Source organism: Megasphaera jansseni (genome assembly GCF_047974155.1).
GTDB lineage: Bacteria > Bacillota > Negativicutes > Veillonellales > Megasphaeraceae > Megasphaera.
In genome coordinates, this window is record NZ_JBHYRR010000065.1 from 1 (window position 1) to 1,660 (window position 1,660).

At 53.4% G+C, this 1,660-nt stretch carries 1 protein-coding gene; it reads left to right on the forward strand.

Annotated elements, in window-relative coordinates; all coding sequences use genetic code 11:
* Positions 1-314 precede the first annotated feature (314 nt).
* The gene (locus ACE418_RS13380; protein WP_298588512.1) at positions 315-1,574 is read left to right on the forward strand and encodes a DUF3084 domain-containing protein; all 1,260 of its coding nucleotides are present in this window, start codon (positions 315-317) and stop codon (positions 1,572-1,574) included.
* Positions 1,575-1,660: the final 86 nt, after the last annotated feature.

A 1,660-nucleotide genomic window follows, 5' to 3' on the forward strand; every position in this document is an offset into this window, starting at 1 on the left:
GAATAGAAAGATGAAATAGAGCAAAAAAAGAGAGCTGTCGCACGAAGCCAAAATGGCTTAATGCGACAGCCCCTTTTAGGGATTAGCAGTTAGCAGTTAGCAGTTCGTGGCTCGTAGGGGCCGTCCCGCAGGGCGGCCCGCTCAGGAAATGTATGGTTTCCTAATCTGTTTGTTGAGAGAATACCCTGTAACCCCTAACCCCTAACCCCTAACCCCTAACCCCTAACCCCTAACTGCTGGGGCGGCCCTTGCAGTACACGGTAGTTATGGGCTATAATATAATGATATAAAGGAATGAGCAAAGGTGGTGTCTTATGGAATATGGATGGGTCATGCTGATCGTCCTGTCTGTCATGGGCGGGATCATTGCCTATCTCGGCGATAAGATCGGCTCCCGCGTAGGGAAACGGAAAATTAAATTGTTCGGCTTGCGGCCGAAGTATACGTCCATCCTGGTCACGATCCTGACGGGGATCAGCATTGCCGTCATCACCTTAGGTGTCATGTCCATCTTGTCGGAAAATGTCCGCATTGCCTTGTTCGGCATGCACCAGCTGCAGATGCAGAAGGCCCAGCTCGAAGCACAGCGGGACGAACTGCTGCAGCAGGCCAAGGACCTGGGCAAGGAGCTGGACGACAAGAATGAGCTCATTGCATCGAATGAAGAACTCCTGAAGAAGCAGCAGGAACAACTGGACGGGAAGAATGAAGAAATCCGGACGACCCAGCTGGACCTGCAGCAGGCCCAGGCTGCCCGTGATGACAAGGCCCGCCAGCTGACGGTCATCCAGGTCGCCATGGACGAAGCCAAGAAGCAGCGTGACTCAGCCCTGGCTGACAGCGAAAAGGCCCGTCAGGACGTAGCCATGCTGGAAGAAACGAAACAGAAAATGATGGGCACCATCGACGTTCTCGACAAGCGAATCAAGCTGCTCAATGAAACGATGACCAATATCCGCGAAGGGACGGTTGTCTTCCGTGTCGGCGAAGTCCTGTCCAGCAACGTCCTCAACGGCGGCCTGAGCCAGGCCCAGACAAGGGAAGAACTGAGCCGGGCCATGAGCCAGACCAATACCATGATTTGCCGTCATCTTGGTGTCCGCGACGAAAATACGGTTTTGCTCTACATTTCGCCGGATGAATTCAACGCCACCGTCGACGCCTTGCAAAAAGCGGGAAAATCGCAGAAACTGCTCCGCATCATCGCTGCCGGTAACATCATGCTTGGCGAACCGGCCCTGGTCCACGTCGAAATGTATGACAACAATCTCATCTATCACCGTGGCGACGTCGTCTACGAAGAACGGCTGACGGCCCAGGAATTATCGGGCAATGCCGAACTGCAGGTCATGCGTTTCCTCCATAACGTCAATCAGCAGGCCCAGGCCAAAGGCCTCTTGCCAGATCCGCTGACAGGCAATGTCGGGGCCCTGACGGCTGTGGAAATGTTTGAGACCATCAATAAGATAAAGAACCACAACGGTGCCGATATCGTCCTCAAGGCCGTCACCGAAGCCGATACCTACACGGCCGGGCCGTTACAGATCGACATCCGCGTAGAAGCTGACGAATAATGGGGGAAACTAGTGTATAGTCTCTTCCATATATACAACAAACGGTCATTTGCTTAAATCCGGGTACAAAGACACCAGTTTGACTC